The sequence below is a fragment of the Azospirillum brasilense genome, assembly GCF_022023855.1.
Taxonomy (GTDB): Bacteria; Pseudomonadota; Alphaproteobacteria; order Azospirillales; family Azospirillaceae; genus Azospirillum; species Azospirillum brasilense_F.
In genome coordinates, this window is the sequence record NZ_CP059450.1 from 1,352,080 (window position 1) to 1,373,751 (window position 21,672).

General features: G+C 69.4%; 22 protein-coding genes. 9 read left to right on the forward strand and 13 right to left on the reverse strand.

Annotated elements, in window-relative coordinates; translation table 11 throughout:
* The first annotated feature begins 26 nt into the window (after positions 1–26).
* Entirely contained in the window at positions 27–1,646 is a 1,620-nt protein-coding gene (locus H1Q64_RS19590) for an ABC-F family ATP-binding cassette domain-containing protein (protein ID WP_237905243.1), read from the forward strand.
* 117 nt (positions 1,647–1,763) lie between these two features.
* Entirely contained in the window at positions 1,764–1,976 is a 213-nt protein-coding gene (locus tag H1Q64_RS19595; protein WP_237905244.1) for a hypothetical protein, read from the forward strand.
* A gap of 46 nt (positions 1,977–2,022) precedes the next feature.
* Here the strand turns inward: H1Q64_RS19595 and H1Q64_RS19600 are convergent, their stop codons facing one another.
* From H1Q64_RS19600 to H1Q64_RS19630, 7 genes are all read right to left on the reverse strand, one after another.
* Positions 2,023–3,111 carry a TRAP transporter substrate-binding protein gene (locus H1Q64_RS19600; protein ID WP_237905245.1) on the reverse strand — a complete coding sequence of 363 codons (1,089 nt, stop codon included), beginning with the start codon at positions 3,109–3,111 and terminating at the stop codon, positions 2,023–2,025.
* Between the two features lie 144 nt (positions 3,112–3,255).
* A complete protein-coding gene (gene hypD, locus H1Q64_RS19605) occupies positions 3,256–4,395 on the reverse strand; it encodes a hydrogenase formation protein HypD (protein WP_237905246.1) in 1,140 nt (379 codons plus the stop codon).
* Positions 4,396–4,517: 122 nt separating this feature from the next.
* Positions 4,518–5,159 carry an SH3 domain-containing protein gene (locus H1Q64_RS19610; protein ID WP_237905247.1) on the reverse strand — a complete coding sequence of 214 codons (642 nt, stop codon included), beginning with the start codon at positions 5,157–5,159 and terminating at the stop codon, positions 4,518–4,520.
* A gap of 96 nt (positions 5,160–5,255) precedes the next feature.
* Positions 5,256–7,208 carry a M1 family metallopeptidase gene (locus tag H1Q64_RS19615; protein ID WP_237905248.1) on the reverse strand — a complete coding sequence of 651 codons (1,953 nt, stop codon included), beginning with the start codon at positions 7,206–7,208 and terminating at the stop codon, positions 5,256–5,258.
* Positions 7,209–7,263: 55 nt separating this feature from the next.
* Positions 7,264–7,686: a Cu(I)-responsive transcriptional regulator gene (gene cueR, locus H1Q64_RS19620; protein WP_237906469.1), complete on the reverse strand. Its 423-nt coding sequence runs from the start codon at positions 7,684–7,686 to the stop codon at positions 7,264–7,266.
* A gap of 11 nt (positions 7,687–7,697) precedes the next feature.
* Positions 7,698–10,106 (reverse strand): heavy metal translocating P-type ATPase, encoded by a 2,409-nt coding sequence (locus tag H1Q64_RS19625; protein WP_330874543.1) that lies wholly within the window; start codon positions 10,104–10,106, stop codon positions 7,698–7,700.
* A gap of 234 nt (positions 10,107–10,340) precedes the next feature.
* Entirely contained in the window at positions 10,341–10,547 is a 207-nt protein-coding gene (locus H1Q64_RS19630) for a heavy-metal-associated domain-containing protein (protein ID WP_237905249.1), read from the reverse strand.
* A gap of 162 nt (positions 10,548–10,709) precedes the next feature.
* Between H1Q64_RS19630 and H1Q64_RS19635 the strand changes: the two genes are divergently transcribed.
* Genes H1Q64_RS19635 through H1Q64_RS19645 form a run of 3 tightly spaced genes read left to right on the forward strand, consistent with a single transcriptional unit; the run spans position 10,710 to position 12,608 of the window.
* A complete protein-coding gene (locus H1Q64_RS19635) occupies positions 10,710–11,549 on the forward strand; it encodes a TIGR02587 family membrane protein (protein WP_237905250.1) in 840 nt (279 codons plus the stop codon).
* Between the two features lie 14 nt (positions 11,550–11,563).
* Positions 11,564–11,989, forward strand: a complete 426-nt coding sequence (locus H1Q64_RS19640) for a hypothetical protein (RefSeq protein ID WP_237905251.1) — start codon at positions 11,564–11,566, stop codon at positions 11,987–11,989.
* 58 nt (positions 11,990–12,047) lie between these two features.
* On the forward strand, positions 12,048–12,608 hold the full coding sequence (locus tag H1Q64_RS19645) for a hypothetical protein (protein WP_237905252.1): 561 nt from the start codon (positions 12,048–12,050) through the stop codon (positions 12,606–12,608).
* Positions 12,609–12,641: 33 nt separating this feature from the next.
* On the opposite strand, the gene H1Q64_RS19650 is transcribed toward H1Q64_RS19645, so the two are convergent.
* The gene (locus H1Q64_RS19650) at positions 12,642–13,340 is read right to left on the reverse strand and encodes a pirin family protein (protein WP_237905253.1); all 699 of its coding nucleotides are present in this window, start codon (positions 13,338–13,340) and stop codon (positions 12,642–12,644) included.
* Positions 13,341–13,509: 169 nt separating this feature from the next.
* Here H1Q64_RS19650 and H1Q64_RS19655 point away from each other — a divergent pair, with 169 nt between their 5' ends.
* Together H1Q64_RS19655 and H1Q64_RS19660 are read left to right on the forward strand one after the other, a co-directional pair.
* A complete protein-coding gene (locus tag H1Q64_RS19655) occupies positions 13,510–14,142 on the forward strand; it encodes a trimeric intracellular cation channel family protein (RefSeq protein ID WP_035678407.1) in 633 nt (210 codons plus the stop codon).
* Between the two features lie 43 nt (positions 14,143–14,185).
* Positions 14,186–14,464: a GNAT family N-acetyltransferase gene (locus H1Q64_RS19660; RefSeq protein WP_237905254.1), complete on the forward strand. Its 279-nt coding sequence runs from the start codon at positions 14,186–14,188 to the stop codon at positions 14,462–14,464.
* A 3-nt stretch (positions 14,465–14,467) separates the two neighbouring features.
* On the opposite strand, the gene H1Q64_RS19665 is transcribed toward H1Q64_RS19660, so the two are convergent.
* From H1Q64_RS19665 to H1Q64_RS19685, 5 genes are all read right to left on the reverse strand, one after another.
* Positions 14,468–14,896: a carboxymuconolactone decarboxylase family protein gene (locus H1Q64_RS19665; RefSeq protein ID WP_237905255.1), complete on the reverse strand. Its 429-nt coding sequence runs from the start codon at positions 14,894–14,896 to the stop codon at positions 14,468–14,470.
* Positions 14,847–15,260, reverse strand: a complete 414-nt coding sequence (locus tag H1Q64_RS19670; protein WP_237905256.1) for a MerR family transcriptional regulator — start codon at positions 15,258–15,260, stop codon at positions 14,847–14,849. Before H1Q64_RS19670 ends, H1Q64_RS19665 begins: the two co-directional genes overlap by 50 nt.
* A 92-nt stretch (positions 15,261–15,352) precedes the next feature.
* Positions 15,353–16,057, reverse strand: a complete 705-nt coding sequence (locus H1Q64_RS19675; protein WP_174439638.1) for an ABC transporter ATP-binding protein — start codon at positions 16,055–16,057, stop codon at positions 15,353–15,355.
* 76 nt (positions 16,058–16,133) lie between these two features.
* Positions 16,134–16,877: a sulfite exporter TauE/SafE family protein gene (locus H1Q64_RS19680; protein ID WP_114858023.1), complete on the reverse strand. Its 744-nt coding sequence runs from the start codon at positions 16,875–16,877 to the stop codon at positions 16,134–16,136.
* Positions 16,878–17,111: 234 nt separating this feature from the next.
* Positions 17,112–18,728: an acyl-CoA synthetase gene (locus H1Q64_RS19685; protein ID WP_237905257.1), complete on the reverse strand. Its 1,617-nt coding sequence runs from the start codon at positions 18,726–18,728 to the stop codon at positions 17,112–17,114.
* Positions 18,729–18,892: 164 nt separating this feature from the next.
* Here H1Q64_RS19685 and H1Q64_RS19690 point away from each other — a divergent pair, with 164 nt between their 5' ends.
* Positions 18,893–19,438, forward strand: coding sequence for an RT0821/Lpp0805 family surface protein (locus H1Q64_RS19690; RefSeq protein ID WP_419468849.1), 546 nt, complete (start codon positions 18,893–18,895; stop codon positions 19,436–19,438).
* Between the two features lie 59 nt (positions 19,439–19,497).
* A complete protein-coding gene (locus tag H1Q64_RS19695) occupies positions 19,498–21,660 on the forward strand; it encodes a tetratricopeptide repeat protein (protein ID WP_237905259.1) in 2,163 nt (720 codons plus the stop codon).
* The last annotated feature ends 12 nt before the right edge of the window (positions 21,661–21,672 follow it).

Consider the following 21,672-nt stretch of genomic DNA (forward strand, 5'->3'; position numbering starts at 1 on the left):
ACAACGCCGCAGGAACGCAGCCGCACATGATCCGCTTCGACAACATCAGCAAGCAGAATGGTCACCGAATCCTCTTCCTCGAAGCATCGGCGGCGTTGAACCGGGGTGAGAAGATCGGGCTGGTCGGTCCCAACGGGGCGGGCAAGACGACGCTGTTCCGCATGATCACCGGCGAGGATTTGCCGGACACCGGTCAGGTGGCGATCGAGAAGCAGGCGACCATCGGCTATTTCAACCAGGACGTCGGCGAGATGTCCGGCCGTTCCGCCGTCGCCGAGGTGATGGACGGCGCCGGCCCGGTCAGCACCGTCGCCGCGGAGCTGGCCGAATTGGAAGCCGCCATGGCCGACCCCGACCGCGCCGACGAGATGGACGCCATCATCGAGCGCTACGGCGAGGTCCAGGCCCGCTTCGACGAGCTGGGCGGCTACGAACTGGAGGGCAAGGCGCGCGAGGTGCTGGCCGGCCTCAGCTTCAGCCAGGAGATGATGGACATGGACGTCGGCATGCTGTCCGGCGGCTGGAAGATGCGCGTGGCGCTGGCCCGCATCCTGCTGATGCGGCCCGAGGTCATGCTGCTCGACGAACCCAGCAACCATCTGGACATCGAAAGCCTGATCTGGCTGGAGGGCTTCCTGAAGGGTTTCGAGGGCGCCCTGCTGATGACCTCGCACGACCGCGAGTTCATGAACCGCATCGTCAACAAGATCATCGAGATCGACAGCGGGTCGCTGACCAGCTACTCCGGCGACTACGGCTTCTACGAGCGCCAGCGGGCGCTGCGCGAGAAGCAGCAGGAGGCGCAGTTCGAACGCCAGCAGGCCATGCTGGCCAAGGAGCTGAAGTTCATTGAGCGCTTCAAGGCCCGCGCCTCGCACGCCAGCCAAGTCCAGAGCCGGGTGAAGAAGCTCGACAAGATCGAGCGCTTCGAACCGCCCAAGCGCCGCCAGATCGTGACCTTCGACTTCCCGCCGGCCCCGCGCTCCGGCGACGACGTCGCGGTGCTGAAGAACGTGCACAAGGGCTACGGCAGCCGGACCATCTACGAGGGGCTGGACCTGACGATCCGCCGCAAGGAGCGCTGGTGCGTCATGGGCGTCAACGGCGCCGGCAAGTCGACCCTGCTGAAGCTGGTGGCCGGCGCGACCGAGCCGGACAGCGGCACCGTCGCGGTCGGCGGCAGCGTGCGCATGGGCTATTTCTCCCAGCACGCCATGGACCTGCTGGACGGCGACAAGACGATCTTCGAATCGCTGGAAGCATCCTTCCCGCAGGCGAGCCAGGGGGCATTGCGCGCGCTGGCCGGCTGTTTCGGCTTCTCCGGCGACGATGTGGAGAAGAAGTGCCGCGTGCTGTCCGGCGGCGAGAAGGCCCGGCTGGTCATGGCGATCATGCTGTTCAACCCGCCCAACTTCCTGGTGCTGGACGAGCCGACCAACCACCTCGACCTCGACACCAAGCAGATGCTGATTTCGGCGCTGGGCGCCTATGAGGGCACCATGCTGTTCGTCTCGCACGACCGGCATTTCCTGGCCGCCCTGTCGAACCGGGTGCTGGAGCTGACGCCGGAGGGCATCCACCAGTATGGCGGCGGCTACACCGAATATGTGGCGAGCACCGGGCAGGAGGCGCCGGGCATCCACTGAGGCCGGCCGGGGCGGGAACGCGTGCGCCGCAACAAGCGGCTTGCGCGGCCTGCCCCCTCCATGGAAACTCGTGCCCGTGTCGTTCGGGCTGAGTTGCGCAACCTTGGAGATTTTGGAATGGCTGGGTACGACAACGCCGACGGCCCCGCAGGGCTGGTCATCCGCCTGATCGACAGCGCGGTGAAGGCTTTGAACGAGATGTCCGATGCCGCGGGCGAGATCGCTCCGGACGTCGGCAATCTGACGGACACGCTGGTGGCCGCCCAGCGCATCGCCGACCGCGCGTCGCAGGATCTGCAACGCCTGTCCCAGAAAGTGGCGGCCCAGTAACGGCCGAAACGGTGCGGCGCCGTGAAGCGCCGCACCGGTTCTCACATCACCGGCGCTGGCCGGCGGTGAAGGTGAAGTTGTCAAAGCTGTTCTCGGCGACGCGGAACCACAGGAATTCCTCGTCGCGGAACTTCTTCCACGGCTCGTAGATCTTGGCGAACTTCGGATTGTTCTTAGCCGTCTCGTCGTACAGCTCGTAGGCCGCCTTGTAGCAGGCCTCCATCACCTCGCGCGGGAAGGGACGGAGCTGGGCGCCGCCGGCCACCAGACGCTTCAGGGCGGCGGGGTTGTCGGCGTCGTACTTGGCGTTCATGATCGCCAGCGCCTCGAAGCAGGCCGCTTCCAGAGCCGCCTGATAGGGCTTCGGCAGCTCTTCCCACTTCTGCTGGTTGACCAGCAGCGACACGTTCAGGCCGCCTTCCCACCAGCCGGGGTAGTAATAGTACTTGGCGACCTTGTTGAAGCCGAGCTTCTCGTCGTCGTAGGGGCCGATCCACTCGGCGGCGTCGATGGTGCCCTTTTCGAGCGACGGATAGATATCGCCGCCGGCGATCTGCTGCGGCACGACCCCCAGCTTGGTCAGCACCTGACCAGCGAAGCCGCCGATGCGGAACTTCAGGCCGCTCAGGTCCTGCACCGTCTTGATCTCCTTGCGGAACCAGCCGCCCATCTGGGTGCCGGTGTTGCCCGCCGGGAAGTTGACGACGTTGTAGCCCTTGAAGAAGTCGCGCAGCAGTTCCATACCGCCGCCCTGGAGAATCCAGGCGTTCTGCTGGCGGGCGTTCAGGCCGAACGGCACCGTCGAATCGAAGGTGAAGGTCGGGTCCTTGCCGACATAGTAATAGCTGGCGGTGTGGCCGCACTCGACCGTGCCGTTCTGCACGGCGTCGAGCACCTGGAGGCCGGGAACGATCTCACCGGCGGCAAAAGGACGGATCGTGAACTTGTTGTCGGTGATGGCGGCGACGCGGCGTGAAATCACGTCGGCGGCGCCGTAAATGGTGTCCAGGCTCTTCGGGAAGCTGGACGCGAGGCGCCAATGCACTTCCGGCGTGCTCTGCGCGATGGCCGGAGCCGCCAGGGTGCTGGCCGCGACGCCGACACCGGCGCTGGCAAGGAACGAACGGCGTTTCATACGGGAAGTCCCCTCCTGTTCTTTTGTTCAGGAACGAACCTATCAGCGTCCTCCGAACCCCCGCAAAAGGTTAGCCGTGCAATGGGCGAATAGCTTCCCCGACGAAATATTTCGTGACAAATGGTTTGCGGTTGAAGCCAACGGTTACGGCACCGCCAATTGGTGGTCGCGGAACCGCCCATAGGTGTAATGGGCGGCACAGCCCCCCTCCGCCGACACCATGCAGGAGCCCATGGGGTTCTCCGGCGTGCAGACGGTGCCGAACAACTTGCAATCGCTGGGTTTCTTCACCCCGCGCAGAATGTCGCCACACTCGCAGCCCTTGTGGTCGGGCACCGCGCGGCCCGGCACGGCGAAGCGCCGCTCCGCGTCGAAGGCGGCGAACGCCTCTTTCAACCGCAGGCCGCTTTCGGGAAGCGAGCCGAGGCCCCGCCATTCGAAGCCGGATCGCACGTCGAAGGTCTCGGCGACGAGCCGCTGGGCCTTCCGGTTGCCCTCCGGGGTCACCGCGCGGGTGAACTGGTTCTCCACCACCGCCCGCCCCTCGTTCACCTGACGGATCAGCATCAGGATGGCCTGGAGCACGTCCAGCGGTTCGAACCCGGCGATCACCACCGGCTTGCCGTAGGTTTCCGCCACGAACTCATAGGGGCGGCTGCCGATGACCACGGAGACGTGCGCCGGCCCGACGATGCCGTCGAGCGGCAGCGTGCCCATCTCCCGAACCTCCGGGCTGTCCATGATGCCCCGGATGGCCGCGGGGGTCAGGACGTGGTTGCAGAAGACGCTGAAGTTCCTGAGGCCCTTGGCCTTGGCGGCGTGGACGGCCACCGCGGTCGGCGGGGTGGTCGTCTCGAAGCCGATGGCGAGGAAGACGACCTCGCGGTCCGGATTCTCCTCGGCGATGCGCAGAGCGTCCATGGTCGACAGGACCATCCGCACGTCCGCACCCTCGGCCTTCGCCTTCAGCAGGCTGACCCGCCCCGATCCTGGAACGCGCAGCACGTCGCCGTAGGTGCACAGGACCACGCCGGGCTGGCGGGCGATGGCGATGGCGTCGTCGATCCGCCCCACCGGCAGAACGCAGACCGGACAGCCCGGCCCGTGGATCATCCGCACATTGTCCGGCAGCAGGTCGGGGATGCCGTAGCGGGACACCGCGTGGGTGTGGCCGCCGCAGAACTCCATCAGATGATAGGTCCGCCCGGTCGCCGCCTCCCGCGCGATGGCGGCGGCGATGCCGCGGGCCAGCGCCGCGTCACGGAACTCATCGACGTACTTCATCGCTCCAGCCCCTTCCGCCTGCCGTCACGGCATTTGGACGGCGGCGGCGAGCGCTGGCGTTGATGCGGATCAAGAATGGGGCGCGGCGCGGCGGCATCACGACCGCCGCGCCGCGAACGCCCTTACTTCGAGGCGCCCATCACGGGCAGCGACAGCTCCGGCCCCCGCCCCGAATCCTCAATGGCGATGGCGGAGGAGCCGGGGGAGCCCAGCGCCACACTGACCGGACGCCCGTTGTTGTGGTTCTTCCACATCTCGTAGAGCGCCAGCGCCGCGTAAATCTTGGCCTCGCGGCTGGTGTTGTAGAGCCATTCCTGGGTCGGGATGACGCGCAACGCGCCATTGCCCGACTGCTCCACCCGCTCCGCGAAGCGGTAGCCGAGCTGGTTGTTGATGCCGGCCAGCAGCCCGTCGAAGCCCGAGGATATGCGCCCGAACCCGGCGTCCGACGCCGCGGAGGACGCGCCGCCCAGCGTGCTGGGCGTCTGCCGCTTCACGAGGTCGCCGAAGACCCAGCCCTCCTCACCGGTGCGCATCGAGCGCACGCCGATCCAGTTGCCCTCCTGCTTCAGCTCGATCACCTCGTCGCCGCGGGTGACCGTGGAGCGGACCGAGGCGTTGTCGGACGGGGCCGCGCGCAGGTTCACCTTCTCACCGGTCACCGTGTGGATATCGCCGGAGGCCGCCGCCACGGGCAGGGCCAACGCCACCGCCACACCGAGGCCGGCCAGGGTTCCGAGAAAAGTCTTCGTCATCCGAGACATGTGCATTCTCCCGCAGAACGCGCGCATCGCGCGCCGTTTCCCCTACAACAGGCAAAGGCGGGGTATGCTCCATGGGCAGAGGACGGGCGGGCGGAACTACTCGAAAGACACACGCAGGGGGCTGTCGCCGGCGGGCCAGACGCCGCGGTCAACGGCGCGGGCACCCTCGAAGACCAGCCAGCTCTGCCGCCCGTAATGGGACAATGGGCGCAGCAGCGCCTGGAGCGCCGCCGCGTCGTCCGCCGCGACGGCCAGCAGCGGGCGGCCGCCCTGCGGCGTTCTTGCGGTCCACACCCGCGCCGTCCCGCGCCCCTTGAGGCTGTCCGGCATCGGCGGCAGGCCGAGCCGGGCCAGCAGCCGTTCGACCTCCCCCGCCGTCCCGATCACGGCGAGCGGGGCGGCGGGATCGGAACGCTCAGCGGCGGCAATGCGCGGTTTGCCATCGGCAAGACGCTCGGCCAGCGCACGGGCGGCCTCGGCGGCCGGGCCGTCAGCGGTGGCGATGACGGTGGTGGCCGCGTGGTCCAGCGTCACGTCGCGCAGGGTCGGCGGCGCCTCCCCCGGCGCCAGACGACGGAACAGGCCGAAGCCAGGATCGACCGCGAGCACCCTCGGCGCTGCGGCGGTCGGGATCGTCACGGTGGCCTCGCGCCCGTCGAGGCGGACATCGTGGCGCTCCGTCCCCGCCGCGGTTTGCACCTCCACCGGCACGGTCAGGCCATAGTCCGGCTCGCCCTGGCGCAGGGTCAGCGCCACCCCGTCACCCTTGCCCTTCGCTTCCACCAGTGCCAGCGTCGGCGCCCCCACGCGGGTCAACCATTGTTCGAAGAAGGGCCCGAGGTCCCGCCCCGACGACGACGCGAAGGCCCGGCGCAGGTCGTCCCACCCCGCGTCCTGAAAGCGCTTCTCCTCCCAGAAACGGCGGATGCCCGCGTCGAAGGCGCCCGCCCCGATCTCGGCGCGCAACATGTGGAACAGCATCGCCGCCTTGCCGTAACCGACGATCTGGGCGGCGTCGTGGACCTTGGCGCGGAAATCGGTCAGGGCCGAATCGCGCTCCGCGGGAAGGGCGGCGTAATCGCGCAGCCAGTCCAGCCGCATGGCCCGCGCCGCGTCCTCCCCGCGCGCCTCCGCCGCCGCGTAGTCGGCCATGAAGGTGGTCAGCCCCTCCGACCAGTTGCCGGGCCACATGCCGCTCTCGCCGACACGCACCCCGTTGCCCCACCAGTTGTGCAGGATCTCGTGGGGCAGCGACTGGGCGCGGATGAAGGGCAGCGGCATCACCTGCCGCCCGATGTAGGTCAGGCCCGGAAAGCCCAGCCCGACCGGCAGCGGCGCCGACAGGATGGCGAAGCCGGCGAAGGGATAGGCGCCGATCCGCGCCGCCTGCGCGTCGATGGTCCGGGCGCTGAGGTCCAGATACTCGTCGGCCAACGGGGCCTGCTCCGGATGGAAGTAGCTGCGGAGACGAAGACCATTGTGCATCCGTTCCGTCACCTGCCACGCCCCGGCGAAGAGCGACGGCTCCTCGACGCTGCGCTCCTCCGCGAAAGTCGCGGTGTAGCCGGCACCATCGCGCGTCTCCTCGACCAGACGGCCCGTCGCCACCGCGACGAAGGGCGCCGGCACGCGCACCGACAGGCGCCAGGAGGGCGGCTCCGCCGCGCCGCTTTCGGGAGTCGGAATCCAGCCGGTACCGGCGGGCAGATAGGCGCCCTCCGCTCCACCTCCCCCACCACGCGACTCCGGCGTCAAGGGCGGCAGGGTCCCGTCGTAGCGCAGGCGAAGCTCGCCACCACCCTCCGGAACGGTGACCGGCAGGGCGTTGCCGCGCACCGCCACCGGCTTGCCGTCGAGCCGGGCTTCGCCGACCACCAGGCCCGGCGCCAGCCGCAGCCGGTGCGTTCCGGCGGACAGGCGCAGCCGGTCCTCCACCTCCAGCCGCCGCGCGGCGGGGTCCAGCGTGACGGTCAGGTCATGGTGCAGGCCGGCGGCCCAGCCGGGCGCGGCGGCGAGGATGCCGCAAAGGGCGAGGAGGAGGGTGCGCATGGCCCTGCAATATAAGGCTTGGGCTGCGCCGCGCCAGCGGAGGCACGCCAAGCCGTCAATGATCGCGCTCCGCCCCATGGCAGCATTCTCCACCCTCCTCCAGATCGCGCAGGATCGGGCAATCCGGACGCTCGTCGCCGTGGCAGGCGTGGGCCAGATGCTTGAGCGTGTCGCTCATCGCGCGCAACTCGGCGATCTTGGCCTCCAGCTCCGCCACATGGTCGAGCGCCACGCGCTTCACCTCGGCGCTGGAGCGGCTGCGGTCCTGCCACAGCCCGACCAGGATCTGGATGCGCTCGATGCTGAAGCCCAGCGTCCGCGCCCGCTTGACGAAGCGCAGGACGTTCACGTCGCTGGACGAATAGACGCGGTAGCCCGCCGCCGTCCGCCCGGCCTCGGGGATCAGGCCGATGGATTCGTAGTAGCGGATCAGCTTGGCGTTGACGCCGGAGGCCTTCGCCGCGTCCCCGATGGTCATGCCGCTCACGCTCATGGCTTCCACCCCCGCAGCGACAGGGCGTTCAGGACGACGCTGACCGAACTCAGCGCCATCGCGGCCCCGGCCAGCACCGGGCTGAGCAGACCCGACGCCGCCAGCGGGATGCCCACCAGATTGTAGATGAAGGCCCAGAACAGCCCCTGGCGGATCTTGGAATAGGTGCGGCGCGACACGTCGATGGCGCCGGCGACCAACGCTGGATCGCCACGCATGAGCGTGACCCCGGCGGTGTGCATCGCCACGTCGGTGCCGGTCGCCATGGCGATGCCGACATCGGCGGCGGCCAGGGCGGGCGCGTCGTTGATGCCGTCGCCGACCATGCCGACGACCTTGCCCTCCGCCTTGAGCGTCGCCACCACGTCCGCCTTGCCGTCCGGAAGCACCTCCGCGAAGACGCGGTCGATGCCCAGGTCGGCGGCCACCGCGCGGGCGGCCCCGGCGCCGTCGCCGGTGACCATCACCGTCTCCACACCCTGCGCCTTCAGGGAGCGCACGGCGGCGCGGGCGCTCTCCTTCACCGTGTCGCCGAAGGCGACGAGGCCCAGAACGCGCCGCTCCGGCGCCGTTTCGGCCAGCCACGACACGGTACGCCCGGCGGATTCCAGCGCCGCCGCCCGCGCTTCCAGCGCCACGTCGGACAGGCCGTTTTCCGCGACCAGCCGCTTGCTGCCCAGCAGAAGGGCGCGGCCCTCCACGGTGGCCGACACGCCGCGCCCGGCCAGCGCCTTGAAGCCCTCCGGAGCCGTCGCCGGCACGCCCTGTTCCGCCGCGCGGTCGCGGACGGCGCGGGCGAGCGGGTGCTCGCTGCCGGATTGGAGTGCCGCGGCCAGCCGCAGCAACTCCGCGTCGTCGAAGCCATCCGCGGACACCAGATCGGTGACGCGGGGCTTGCCCTCGGTCAATGTGCCGGTCTTGTCGAAGGCGACGGCGGTGATGGCGTGGGCGTGCTCCAGCGCCTCCGCGTCCTTGATCAGGATGCCGTGGCGGGCCGCCGCGCCGGTGCCGACCATGATCGCGGTCGGCGTGGCGAGGCCCAACGCGCAGGGGCAGGCGATGACCAAGACCGACACCGCCGTGATGATCGCCGTCTCGACGTTCCCAGTGCCGATCCACCAGCCGGCGAGCGTCACCGCGGCGATGACCAGCACCACCGGCACGAAGACCGCCGCCACCTTGTCGACCAGCCGCTGGATCGGCGCCTTGGACGCCTGGGCACCCTCGACCATGCGGACGATTTTGGCGAGCATCGTCTCGGCGCCCACCGCCACCGTCTCGACCAGCAGCAGCCCATCCACGTTGATCGACCCGCCGGTGACGCGGGAGCCCGGCGCCTTCTCCACCGGCAGGCTCTCGCCGGTCAGCATGGATTCGTCCACGCTGCCCGCCCCCTCCACGACACGCCCGTCGACGGGGATGCGCTCGCCGGGGCGCACCGCCACACGGTCGCCGACGCGCACCTGGGCGATGGGCAGGTCCACCTCCACGCCGTCGCGGCGGACGCGGGCGGTGTCGGGGCGAAGCTGCATCAGCGCGCGGATCGCCGCGGCCGTCCGGCCCTTGGCGCGGGCCTCCAGCCACTTGCCCAGCAGCACGAAGGTGATGAGCACCGCCGACGCCTCGAAATAGAGATGCGGCGTGTGGCCCGGATGCGCCGTCAGCATCATGTAGACGCTGAGACCCCAGGCCGCCGAGGTGCCGAGCGCCACCAGCAGGTCCATGTTGCCGGACCCGGCGCGCGCCGCCATCCAGCCGGCCCGGTAGAAGCGCCAGCCCAGCCAGAACTGCACCGGGGTCGCCAGCAGGAATTGCGCCCAGGGCGGCAGCATCAGGTTCAGCCCCAGCAGGTCCCCCGCCATGCCGAGAACCAGCGGCGCCGACAGCGCGGCGGCGATCAGCACATGGTGGAGGTCCCGCCGGTTGCGGTCCTGCGCCGGGTCCGCCGCCGCCTCGGTGGAATCGGGCTCGGCGACCGGGGCGGCGGTGAAGCCGGTCATCTCCACTGCTTCGGCCAGCCGGGAGGCGTCCACCGTCCCGGCATAGGCGGTGACGTGCGCCCGCTCCGTCGCGAGGTTCACGGCGGCGGACTCCACCCCCGGCACGCGCAGCAGCGCCTTCTCGACACGGGCGACGCAGGAGGCGCAGGTCATCCCGCCGACGGTCAGATCGAACTCCTGCCTCTGCGGTTCGAAACCGACGTTCTCGATGGCCTCCGCCACCGCCCGCGGATCAGGATCGCCCGCAAAGGCGACCCGCGCCCGCTCGGTGGCGAGGTTGACCGACACGTTGGTGACGCCCGGCAGGCGCGACAGTGCCTTTTCCACCCGCCCCACACAGGAGGCGCAGGTCATGCCGGAAATGCCGATGTCAAGGCCGGTGGTGTTCATTGCAGGCGTCCTCATGAACCCCCTCCCCTCTGGGGAGAGGGTGGCCCGGAGGGCGGGTGAGGGGGTTGAGCGTGGCGGTGCGTTCGGGACAAGCGCAACCCCCTCACCCTAACCCTCTCCCCAGAGAGGAGAGGGGACAGAGCCGACATCGACTGTACAGTGGCGGACATGATCGTCCCTTTTTCTTCGCCAACCGGCACCCTCAGATAAGGCTTCCAATGGCTGGAAGGCCAAGGGTGCCGGAAACCATTATGCGACAGGCAGCCCTTCGGCCTCGAAACCGGCCTTCTCCAAGGCTGCCCGCAGGGCGTCGGCGCTGGGCGTCCCGTCGACACGGACGTCCTTCGAATCCAGGTCGATCCGCACATCCTCGACCCCGGCGACGGCGCCGAGCGCGCGGCGGACGGAGGCGGAACAGCCGCCGCAGGTCATGCCGGGAACCTTGAACGCAACCATGACGAACTCCTTCCCACAAGATGGTGATGCCGCCAGCTTCCACCTTCCAACGATTGGAAGGTCAAGAGGAAATTCGCCGCTCTGATCATGGTTCCGATCATGGACCCACCCACTGCCGTGGTACCGCCGGAACCAACCGCTCCGCTTGCGCATTCATGGGTCATGGACATCACCCGCCAGCGCAGCTTTCTCCATGACGAAACTCAATTCGCCCACGCGCTGGCCCGCGCGGCGGCGGGGGCGATCATCTTCGCCCTGCCCCTGCTGATGACCATGGAGATGTGGGAGCTGGGCTTCTACATGGACCGCTTCCGGCTGGCCCTGTTCATCCTGGTGACCCTGCCGGTGCTGTTCGGCCTGTCCTACTTCGCCGGGTTCGAGGAGACATTCTGCTGGCAGGACGATCTGATCGACGCGCTGTCGGCCTTCGCCGTCGGCTTCCTGATGTCGGCGGTGCTGCTGACCGTCTTCGCCATCGTGCGTCTGGACCAGCCATTGCCGGAGATCATCGGCAAGATCGCGCTCCAGTCCGTTCCGGCCAGCATCGGCGCCATGCTGGCGCGCAAGCAGCTCGGCCAGCAGGACGACAGCGACAAGGAGCGACGCATCCGCTCCAGCTATCCGGGGGAACTGTTCCTGATGGGGGCGGGGGCGCTGTTCGTCGGCTTCAACGTCGCCCCGACCGAGGAGATGATCCTGATCTCCTACAAAATGTCGCCCTGGCACGCGGTGGCGCTGGCGGTGCTGTCGCTGGGGCTCCTGCACATCTTCGTCTACACGGTCGGCTTCGCCGGGCAGGAGAGCGCCGGGGACGACGGGTTCCTGTCCGTCTTCCTGCGCTTCTCGGTCGCCGGCTACGGCATCGCCCTGCTCATCAGCCTCTATCTGCTGTGGACCTTCGAGCGGATCGCCGGCCTGTCGATGATGGAGCTGGTGACCGCCACGGTGGTGCTGGGCTTCCCCAGCGCGCTGGGCGCCGCCACCGCCCGCCTGATCGTGTGACGGGAGGGACACCGATGGCCGACATCCGGGAAAACGACATCGAATCCAGGGACGAGGACGGCAGCGCGTCGGTGTCGCGGCTGGCCTGGATCTCGTCGGGGCTGGGGCTCTTGCTGTTCCTGGGCTCGGTGGGGGTGCTGGGTTACGAAGGCATCACCCGCGGCAACGGCCCCCCGGTGATCACCGCCGTGGTGGTGGAGGTGGTTCCCGCGGGCCCGCGCTGGCTCGCCCACATCCGGGTCACCAACGACGGCGGCAAGACCGGCGCGAAGGTCCAGGTGGAGGGGCAACTGATGGCGGGCGACGAGGCGCTCGAAACCTCGGTAGCCGAGTTCGACTATGTGCCCGCCGGCTCCGAACAGAAGGGCGGCCTGTTCTTCGACCGCGACCCGCGGGCACGCGATCTGCGCCTGCGCGTGCTGGGCTACGTGGAGCCCTGAACCAAGCGGGCTCCGGCCTGTTGTCCTGGCACCGGAAACAGAGGACACCGACCCCGCGATGACCCGCCTGACCATCGACGAGGCGCAGCAGCGCATCCGCCTTTTCCTGACCGGCGACATGGTGGAGGCGCTGCGCGCCGTGGACTATGAATCGCCGCCGCTGGCCGACCAGCCTTCCGGCTTGACGCTGGAAGCCGCAAGGCGGGCCGCGGTGCGCTTCAGCCACGTCGAGGGGGCGTCCGACTGCCTGTACCGCGTGGACGCCTTCGAGGAATCGCTGGTGATGCGGCTGCAACTGAACGTCCGCCGCTTCGTGGCGATCTATCAGGTGCCGGTCGCCGATCCGGTGGCCAGCGCCACCATCTCCCCGCATTTCGAGCGCTGGGCCATCGGCGCCGGCCACGCCGGCTGGACCATCGGCTGGCGCGACGGCGCCGACCCCTGGCAACCCGACCGACGCGTGGTGGAAACCTACTGCTACGCCATGCTGCCGGAGGACTTCCTCGACAACCCGCTGGAGCAGCTCTACTGGCGGACGGACCTCGTGCAGATGACCCGCGCCTTCATGCTGGAGGCCCGCCGCATGGGCATCCGCCTGGCTGTCCCGGAGGGGATGTGAAGGTCCCCACGCCCTGCGGGGACCTTCCTCACCTCAGGCCAGATCGAACAGCAGCACCTCGGCGCTGACCACGCCGTCCAGCGTCAGCGATTCCTCCTTGCTGATCGCGGCGCCGTCGCCTTCCTTCAGGATCTCGCCGTTCAGCCGGACCTGACCGCGGGCGACCTGCACCCAGGCGTGGCGGCCCGGACGCAGCTCGTGGGTCACGCTGTCACCCTCATCCAGAAGCGTGGCGTAGAGGTCCACGTCCTGGTGGATGATCACGCTGCCGTCGCGCCCGTCCTGGGAGCCGACGAGGCGCAGGCGACCCTGCTTCTCCTCCCGCTCGAAGGCCTTCTGCTCATAGCCGGGGACCATGCCCTCCTCGTTGGGCAGGATCCAGATCTGCAGGAAGTGCACCGGGTCCTTCTTGGACGCGTTGTACTCGCTGTGCCGGATGCCCGACCCGGCGCTCATCCGTTGCACGTCGCCAGGCCGGATGACCGAGCTGGTGCCCAGCGTGTCCTTGTGCTCCAGCGCGCCGTCCAGGACGTAGGACACGATCTCCATGTCGGCGTGCCCATGGGTGGGGAAGCCGGCGCCGGGAATCACGCGGTCGTCATTGATGACGCGCAGCGCGCGGAAGCCCATGTGGGCCGGGTCGTAGTAGTGGCCGAACGAGAAGCTGTGCTTGCTGTTCAGCCAGCCCATGTTGACGGCGCCCCGTTCGTCGCGGTTGCGGATCGTGATCATCTCTGCTCCTCCTCGTCCTGTGCGAGGCCCTGTGGCCCCTCGTCTGGAGAGGAATGTGCTCCCGTTTCCGCAAAACAACAATTGCCGGAGTTGCGGCTTATCTGTTCCATGAGACGCAACAAACGGCTATGATGGCGGCTCCCCTCAACCTGCGTCGCCGACCACCATCATGCCCGCCATCATACCCGATGTTTCGCCCCTCCTCCTCGCCATGGACCTGACCGGAATCTTCATCTTCGGGCTGACGGGAGGGACGCTGGCCGTGCGGCACCGTCTGGACATCTTCGGCGTGATGGTGCTGGCGCTGGTAACGGCGCTGGCCGGCGGCGTGCTGCGCGACCTGCTGATCGGGGCGATCCCGCCGGCCACCATGCAGGACGAGCGGTACCTGATCACGGCACTGGCCTCGGGCCTGTTTGCCTTCTTCTTCCACCCCTTCATCAACCGGCTGGTCAAGCCGGTGATGGTGCTGGACGCGGCCGGCCTGGGCATCTTCGCGGTGGCCGGCTGCGGCAAGGCGCTGGCCTATGGGCTGGGTCCGCTGCCGGCGGTTCTGCTGGGCGTGCTGACCGCCTGCGGCGGCGGGCTGGTGCGCGACGTGCTGGTGGCCGAGGTGCCGCGGGTGCTGCGCGAGGAGATCTACGCGGTGGCCGCCCTGCTGGGCGCGGCGATCGTCATCGCCGGGGCCATGCTGGACCTGCCGAAGGCGCCGGTCGCCATCGCCGGGGCGGCGGCGGCCTTCCTGCTGCGGGTGGTCAGCGTGCTGCGCGGCTGGAGCGCGCCGCGGGCCCCCGGTTCATGACATTTGCAGTGAACAACCAAAGGCTTCGGCTGTTGGAGTGGGCATGAGCGACACCGTGACCGACAACCCGGCCATGAGCCGATTCGAACTGGACGTGAACGGCCAGACGGTCTTCGCGACCTACCGCCGCCGCGGCTCCATCCTGCACATCCCCTATGTGGAGGCGCCGCCGTCCCTGCGCGGCACCGGGGCCGCCGGGCGGCTGCTGGAGGGGGTGATGGCCATCGCCCGCGCCGAAGGGCTGACCATCGTCCCGATCTGCGGCTACGCCGCCAACTGGATGCACCGCCACCGCGAGCATCACGACCTTCTGGCGCGGTAGGTCTCACAGCGCTCCCTGCGGCCGTTGCCCGTCCTTCGCCGCGAAGACCTCCTTGGCCGCGAACAGACCGTTGAGGGCCGCCGGGAACCCCGCGTAGACCGCCATCTGGATGAGGACCTCGACGATCTCGTCGCGGGTCAGCCCGACGTTCAATCCAGCCTCGATGTGCACCTTGAGCTGGGGTGCTGCGTTGCCCATGGCGGCGAGCGCCGCGATGGTGGCGATTTCGCGCGAGCGCAGATCGAGCCCGGGCCGCGAATAGATGTCGCCGAAGGGAAATTCAAACAGATAGGTCGCGAAGTCCGGCGCGATGTCGGCAAGCGCCGCCACCACCTTATGGCCGGCCTCGCCGTCGATTTCGGCAAGCGCCCGTTGCCCGCGCTCAAGCCGTCTTTCTTCGATCCCGGATTCGATTTTGGACAGGTGCATCATCGTCAGTCTTCCTCTGTTCCGTTTCGACGTAACCGTCGATCTTGGTATCGAGGACGAGAAGACAGGCGTTCAGGTCATCGACCTGGGCACGCACGCGCTCGCGGTGTTGCTCCAGCAAGGCCCGCCGTTCCGCTTCGGTCCCGGCGCCCTCCTCGCGCAGCGCCGCGTAGCGGAGCATGTCGCGGATGGGCATGCCGGTCGTCTTCAGACGGCCGAGAAACTCGATCCAGGTCAGGATCGAAGCGTCGTAATCGCGGTGGCGGGACTGGTTCCGGTCGGCGTAGGGCAGCAGCCCGATCCGCTCATAGTAGCGGATGGTGTGGGCCGTCAGTCCCGAGCGTTTCGCGAGGTCTCCGATCTTCATGCGCGTCTGCTTCTCATCACGATGCACAGGACGCTACGGGTTCGAGCGCGCTCTAAGTCAAGAGGGTTTCGGTCACCTCGGCCGCCAAGGCGTCACAGGCCGAGATAGGCCTGCTTCACCGCGGGGTCGGCCAGAAGCTCCTCGCCCGTGCCGGCCAGAACGACGCGCCCGTTCTCCAGCACATAGGCGCGCTGCGCCAGCTTCAGCGAGGCGGCGACGTTCTGCTCCACCAGGATGATCGTCATGCCCTCGGCGGCGAGCGCGCGGATGGTGCGGAACAACTCCTGCACCATGGTCGGGGACAGGCCGAGCGACGGTTCGTCGAACATGATCAGGTCGGGCTTGCCCATCAGGCAGCGCCCGATGGCCAGCATCTGCTGCTCACCGCCCGACAGCGTGCCGGCGGCCTGCTCCAACCGCTCGTTCAGGCGGGGGAAGAGGGTCAGCACGCGCTCGAACGTGTCCTTCGCCCCGGCGCGGGCACGCGGGATGACGGCGCCCATTTCGAGATTCTCGCGGATGCTGAGCGTCGGGAAGATCTGCCGCCCCTCCGCCACCTGCCCGATGCCGAGATCGCAGACGACGTGGCTGGGCAGGCCGGCGATGTCCTTGCCGCGGAAGCGGATGGTGCCGCGCGCCGGCTTCAGGATGCCGGAGATGGTACGGATCAGCGAGGTCTTGCCCGCCCCGTTGGCGCCGACGATGGCGGTCGTCGTGCCCTCCGCCACCGCGATGGACACGCCGTCGAGCGCCTGGGCGTCGCCGTAGAAGAGGTCGAGGTCGGATACGGTCAGCATGCGGGGTCTTGCGTCGTGGCGGCCTTGGGAGAAGGGCCGCCACCTTAGCGCAGGCGCCGCCGGAACCGAACGGCTTTTACTTCAGGAAAAACAGGACGCTCATCGCCAAGCCCACGGCGATGATGCCCGCGCGCAGGATGCGCGACGGGATCTTGCGCCCGACCCGCGCCCCGACATAGCCGCCGGCCACCGCCGCCACGGTCATCAGCGCGGCGTAGGACCACTCCACCGCCCCGCCGACCGCGTAGGCGGCGACCGCGATGGCGGTCAGCACGGCGGAGAACAGGTTCTTGAGCGCGTTCATGGCGTTCAGGTTGGTCATCCCGAACAGGCTCAGCTGCGCCAGCAGCAGGATGCCGAGGCCGCCGTTGAAATAGCCGCCATAGACCGACACCGCGAACAGCGTGGCGAGCATGGCCCCCGTCCCGTGCAGCCCCACCGCCCGCAGGCGGGCCGCCAGCATGCCGCCGAAAGCGAACAGCGCGGTGGCGACCAGCAGCAACCAGGGCACAATGCTGCGGAACACCGAATCCGGGGTCACCAGCAGCAGCGCCGCCCCGATCAACCCGCCGGTCAGGCTGACCACCGACAGCGTGACCAGCCCGACCCCGCCCACAGGCTCCAGGTCGTGGCGGTAGCCGTAGACGCCGCTGGCATAGCCGGGCAGCAGCGCCACCGTGCCGGTGGCGTTCGCCGCCACCGGCGGCACCCCGGCGTAGATCAGCGCAGGAAGGGTCAGGAAACTGCCGCCACCGGCGACCGCGTTCATCGCCCCGGCCAGGAAGGCCGCGGCGAGCAGAAGAAGGGATGTCGTCACCATCGTTCGGGTCGTTTTCGTTTCTTGTTGTTTGTTTATCCCCTCGCCCCTCTGGGGAGAGGGTTAGGGTGAGGGGGCGCCCGTAGGGCGTCCAAGCACTGCAATGAGGGAGCGTTGTCGGCCTGCGGCCGCCCCCTCATCCCATACCCTTCTCCCCGCTCTCGGCGGCCAAAGGTCGCCTGTCGCCGACAGCGCCCGCAAGCGGGCGCGAAAGGGAGGGGAGAAGGGCTCAACAACCTACCCCCGCCCCCGCAGCTCACGCCGGATGATCTTGCCCGTGGTCGTCATCGGCAGGCTGTCCACGAACTCCACGGCGCGCGGGTATTCATGGGCGGCCAGCCGTGTCTTCACATGGGCCTGGATTTCCGCCGCCAGTTCGTCGCTGGGACGCACGCCGTCCTGAAGGACGATGAAGGCCTTCACGATCTCCGTGCGCAGGGGGTCGGGCACGCCGACCACGGCGGCCATGCGGACAGCGGGATGGCCGATCAGGCAATCCTCGATCTCGCCGGGGCCGATGCGGTAGCCCGCCGACGTGATCACATCGTCGTCCCGCCCGACGAAGCGGATGTAGCCGTCCGCGTCAAGCTCGCCCTGGTCGCCGGTGACCAGCCAGTCGCCGACAAACTTCGCGGCGGTGGCCTCCGGGTTGTTCCAGTATTGCAGGAACATCACCGGGTCCGGACGGTGCACGGCGATCAGGCCGATCTCACCGGGAGGACGGCGGTTGCCCTGCCCGTCGATCACCGCCACGTCGTGGCCGGGGGCCGGCCGGCCCATGACGCCGGGCTTGGGCGGCATGACCGTGGCGCAGGAGGACACGATCATGTTGCACTCGGTCTGGCCATAGAACTCGTTGATGGTCAGCCCGAAGGTCTGGCGGCCCCAGTCGAGAAGCTCCGCCCCCAACGTCTCGCCGCCGCTGGCGACGGAGCGCATGCTGTAGGTCCAGCGCGTCTGCGGGTCCTTCACTGCACGCATCATCTTCAGCGCGGTCGGCGGCAGGAAGGCGTTGCGCACCTGGAAGTCGGCGATCAGGCGGAAGGCCTCCTCCGCGTCGAACTTCTCGAAGCGGTGGGAGACCACGGTCACGCCGTGGTGCCAGGCGGGCATCAGCACGTCGAGCAGGCCGCCGATCCACGCCCAGTCCGCCGGGGTCCAGATGCGGTCGCCCGGCTGCGGGAACAGGTCGTGGGAAATCTCCACCCCCGGCAGATGGCCGAGCAGCACCCGGTGCGCGTGCAGCGCGCCCTTGGGCTGGCCGGTGGTGCCGGAGGTGTAGATGATCACCGCCGGGTCGTCCGCCGCGGTGTCCACCGGCGTGAAGTCCTCCGACGCCGCATTGACCAGCGCGTGCCAGTCCAACTCGCCCTCCCCGGCCTTGTCGATGCGCAGGACGAGTTTCAGTTCGGGCAGGCGATCACGGATCTGGGCGATCTTGGCCGCACCCACGGCGTCGGTCACCACCGCCCGCGCCCCGCAATTGCCGAGCCGGTATTCCAGCGCCTCCACCCCGAACAGCGAGAAGAGGGGAACGGCGACCCCGCCCATCTTGTAGACGGCGACGTGGCTGACCGCGGTCTCCGGCGCCTGGGGCAGCAGGATGCCCACCCGGTCGCCGCGCGCCACCCCATGGGCGGCCAGCGCGTTGGCGAGGCGGTTCGACAGGCGGCGGATGTCTGCGAAGCTGTAGGTTTCCACCGCGCCGTCGCGGCGCTTGTGGATCAGGGCGGTGCGGTCCGGATCGCGCTCCGCCCACTTGTCGCAGACGTCCACGCCGATGTTGTAACGCTCCGGCACCGACCAGACGAAACGGTCGCGCAGTCCCTCGTAGCTGTCCGCTTCCGGCAGCATGCTTTTCCTCCCGTCAGGTTCTTGCCGGCCGCTTGGACGCGGCCATTTGGTTTCATCATAGGGGCAACGGCGGCGGTCCGTCACGCGGACGGAATAGTTTGCGGGGCTGCCATGTTCATGGACAGAGGGTTCATGAACACAGGTTCCGTTCCGTGGGGTTCGAGATGAAGGCCAAGGGGATCGTTGCGGTTGTGTTGTCCGTGGGCCTGCTGGCCGGCTGCGCCAGCCCCTATGGCTATGGGTATGGCGCCGGGTATGGTGGTGGCGGGTACGGGGCCAACTATGGAGGCGGCTACGCCCCCGGTTACGGCAACAAGGCGACGGCGGGCACGCTGCTCGGCGGTGTGGCCGGCGGCCTCGCCGGGTCGCGCTTCGGCGGCGGCACGGGCAAGCTGGTGGCGGTCGGCATCGGCACGTTGCTCGGCGCCGCGCTGGGCAACGCCGCCGGCCAGTCGATGGACCGCGCCGACCTGATGTACGCGCAGCAGGCGGCGGGGCAGGCCTACATGGCGCCGACCGGTGCGACCGTGCAGTGGAACAACCCGCAGACCGGCAACTGGGGAAGCTACACCCCGACCCGCGACGGCACCGGCCCCTATGGCGAGCCCTGCCGGGAGTTCCAGACCAGCATCGTCGTCGGCGGGCAGCTTCAGCAGGGCTACGGCACCGCCTGCCGCCAGTCGGACGGAAGCTGGCGCATGGTGAGCTGAGGCGGCTCCTTCGACCATGCCTCTTCAACCAAGCGGAGAAATGCTCTAGACAGTCGGGCATGGCGACGATCAAGGACGTGCTGGCCGCGGCGCTGGCCCATCATCAGGCCGGCCGGCTGGCGCAGGCCGCCGCCGGCTATCAAGCCGTCCTCGACACCCTGCCCGACCACCCCGACGCGCTGCATCTGCTCGGCGTCGTCTATCTCCAAGCCGGGCACCCGGCAGCGGCCGAGCCGCGCATCCGCGCCGCCCTCCGCGCCGACGCGACCGTCGCCGATTACCACGACAACCTCGGCAGCGCCCTGCGCGCCCTGGACCGGGCCGCCGAGGCGGCCGACGCCCACCGCGCGGCGATCCACCTGCGCCCGGCCTTCGCGCAGGCCCATTACAACCTCGGCAACGCGCTGGACCGGCTGGGACGGCTGGAGGAGGCCGCGGACGCCTACCGGCAGGCCGCCACGCTGCGCCCCGGCTACGCGCGGGCGCATTTCAACCTCGGCAACACGCTGACGGCGCTCGGTCGGCTGGCCGAGGCTGACGATGCCTTCCGCGCCGCCCTGGCCGACGATCCCGGATTTGGAGAGGCGCACGCCAACCGCGCCTCGCTGATGTTGCAACGCGGCCGGGCGGCGGAGGCGGAGCGGGCCTTGCGCCGCACGCTGGCGCTGCGCCCCGACCACACCACCGCGCTCGCCAACCTGTCCGCCGCCTTGCTGGCCCTCGACGCCCCTGCCGACGCCGAGCGGGCGGCGCGGCGCGCCGAATCCGCGCGCCCGGACTTCGCGGAGGCCGCGCTGCGCCGGGGCGACGCGCTGCAAAAGCGCAACCGTCTGGCCGAGGCCGCCCGCGCCTACGCCCGGGCCGCCGCCCTGTGCCCCGATCTGGCCGAGGCTTACGCGAACCTCGCGCTGGTGCGCCAGACGCAGGGCGACCTGGATGCTGCTGAGGCCGGCTACCGCCGCGCGCTGACCCTGCGGCCCGATCTGGCCGAGGTGCGCTCCAACCTCGCCTATCTGGAACTGTTCAGGCCCGGCGTGACGCTGGCCCGCGTGCTGGAGGCGCACCGCGGCTGGGACGCCGTGCACGGCGCACCGTTGCGGCCCGAATGGGCGCCGCGCGCCCCCGCGGTGAGGGACGGCACCCGGCCTCTGCGCGTCGGCATCCTGTCCGGCGACTTCCGCCGCCACCCGGCGGGCCAGTTCGCGGTGCGGGCGGTCGAAGCGCTGCCGGACTTCGGCGTCGACCTGACCCTCTACGCCAACCAGTTGGAAGCGGACGACCTCACCGACCGCTTCCGCGCCGCGGCGGCGCGCTGGGTGCCGGTCGCCGACCGGACCGACGCTGAACTTGCAACAGTGATCCGCAACGACCGGCTGGACGCGCTGATCGACCTCGCCGGGCACAACGCCCGCGGGCGGCTGGGCGTCTTCGCGCGCAAGCCGGCGCCGGTGCAGGTCGCGTGGTCGGGCTACATGGCGACCACCGGGCTCGCCGCCATGGACGCGCTGGTCGCCGACGCCCACCATGTACCGGAGGGGGCGGAGCGCTTCTACAGCGAGCGCATCCTGCGCATGCCCGGCGCCTTCATTGCCTACGACCCGCCGCCGAACGCGCCGGAGCCCGGCCCGCCTCCCTGCCTGACCGGCCAGCCCATCACCTTCGGCGTCTTCAATATCCTGACCAAGCTGACCGACGAGGTCCTCGCCACCTGGGCCGCCCTGCTCGCCCGTGTCCCCGAGTCGCGTCTGCTGCTGAAGACCAAGGCGCTGTCCTGCCCGGAAACCGCCGCCCAGTGGCGCGGGCGGCTGGCCGCGGCGGGCATCGCGCCGGAGCGGCTGATCCTGGCCGGGGCCACCGGCAGCCGGGAGCATATGGGCTGGTGCGCCCGCGTGGACGTGGCGCTGGACCCCTTCCCCTTCGCCGGCAGCACGACGACGCTGGAAACGCTGTGGATGGGCGTGCCGGTCGTCACCCTGCCCGGCGAAACCTTCTCCAGCCGCCATTCCCTGGCTTTTCTGAGCGTGGCGGGGGTCGAAGGCTGCGTCGCCCGCGACCCGGCGCATTATGTGGACCTCGCCGCCGGCTGGGCCGCCGATCCGGCGCGGCTGGCGGACTTGCGCCGGACCCTGCGCCCGCGCATGGCGGCCGGACCGCTCTGCGACGGGCGGCGCCTTGCCGAAGCCCTGGCAAAGGCGCTGCGGGACCTGCCGCAACGCACCTAGCCTTTCTGGATA